Consider the following 1643-nt stretch of genomic DNA (forward strand, 5'->3'; position numbering starts at 1 on the left):
CGGCGTTTTTCAAGACAGTTGTCGCCTAAATTGTTAAGCAGCTTCTTTATGTTGCTCTGGATTTAACTCCACAGCGCCTATTGGCTGCCAGTTTCGCTCTTCTTTTGACCATCGCTCTGGATGTTCATTTCTTTTTGTCTGATACAACGCTTTTCGCTTCGCCAGTATTCCAACATCAAGACCATCATGCCTTTGGTTTGGTGTCACAAACTTAATCCTGCTATGGCGATGCTCGTTGTTGTACCAACAAACAAATTCATTGACCCATTTACGTGCTGCTTCTAACGACTTAAAACCTTCACTAGGCCAACGTGGATGATACTTTACCGTTCTAAATAGCGATTCTGAGTACGGATTATCATTACTTACCCTTGGACGACTTCGTGATGTCACAACACCTAAATCGTACATCTTAGCTCGCATCGTCAGGCTCTTCATGGGCGCGCCATTATCTGAGTGCAACACAACGTCTTTCTTTAAGCATTTCTCTGACCAGACGGTGCGCTCTAGTAGTGCTGCTGCTTGCTCACCTGTTTCGTCGTAGTGAGCTTCCCAACCGACGATTTTTCGACTGTAAATATCTTCAATCATGTACAGATAATAGTGTTTTCCTATCACCGTTGTAGGCAGGTAACTGATATCCCAACTCCACACTTCGTTCGCTTTTTTAGCCGTATAACTGGTTGGCTTTTTATGAACATTTCTCGGCTTAGCTTTGCCTCGGTGGTGCAGCATGTTTTCAGTATGTAATACACGGTAAAAACTCGACTCCGAAGCAATATACTCACCTCTATCGGCGAGTATCGGGACAATTTGGCTTGGTGGTAATGAGGCAAACTCTTCACTATTACACACATCAATCACGGCTTGTCTTTCAGCATGACTCAGTTTATTTCCAGGCTCTGGCCTCATTGCGGTTGGCCTTTTATCTGCGCTAATCTCACCGCCTATTCGCCAACGCTGTAAGGTTCTACTTGATAATCCAATCACGTCACAGGCCTTATCTTGTCTCGCGCCTGATGCTACTGCTGTACTGACCCACTGCGCGTGCTTCTGCCTATCGGTCAGCGAAATCAGTCTTCCTCTTTTTCCTTCCAATAGGCATCGAACTTTTTTCCGAGTACGAGTAAAGCAGCCGCTTCCGCTAACGCTTTATCCTTTCTACGTAACTCACGTTCTAGCTCGTTAATGCGTTTTTTGTCAGTCTTCTGTCCAGGTGTTGTCTTGGCTTTACTTGTCAGTGTTATGCTTGTATTACCGGCAATGCAAGCTTGCTTCCATCCGTTGACTTGCTCAGGATATAACCCCTTAGCTCGGCAATATTCATTTAACTCAACTGCCGACAGAGAGGCTGTTTCCAATACCACTGAAAACTTTTCTTCACTTGACCATTTATCCGATGAACTGACTTTTGACACGTTTAACCCTGAGGTATTAAATTGCTTTTGCCAACTATACAGGGTTGAGAGATTAATGCCTTCTTGCTCTGCAAACTTACGAACCGACAAACCACTTTGACTAAACTTGTTTAATATAGCTTCTTTAAATTGACCGGAATGCCTTTGATAATTCACTTGCTGTAACTTACCGCTCCCTGTTTATTTGTAAATTAATTGAGGCGACAACTATCCTGACACAGGGGG

General features: G+C 43.9%; 1 protein-coding gene. It reads right to left on the reverse strand.

Going from position 1 to position 1643, the window contains the following annotated elements; all coding sequences use genetic code 11:
- Positions 1 to 33: 33 nt before the first annotated feature.
- Positions 34 to 1574, reverse strand: a protein-coding gene (locus tag H5125_RS21570) for an IS3 family transposase (protein ID WP_182745475.1) whose coding sequence is annotated in 2 segments (ribosomal slippage) — positions 34 to 1109 and positions 1109 to 1574 — 1542 coding nt in all. Because the reading frame shifts where the segments join, the coding sequence is not laid out codon by codon here.
- Positions 1575 to 1643: the final 69 nt, after the last annotated feature.

The organism is Shewanella sp. SR44-4 (assembly GCF_014163715.1).
Taxonomy (GTDB): domain Bacteria; phylum Pseudomonadota; class Gammaproteobacteria; order Enterobacterales; family Shewanellaceae; genus Shewanella.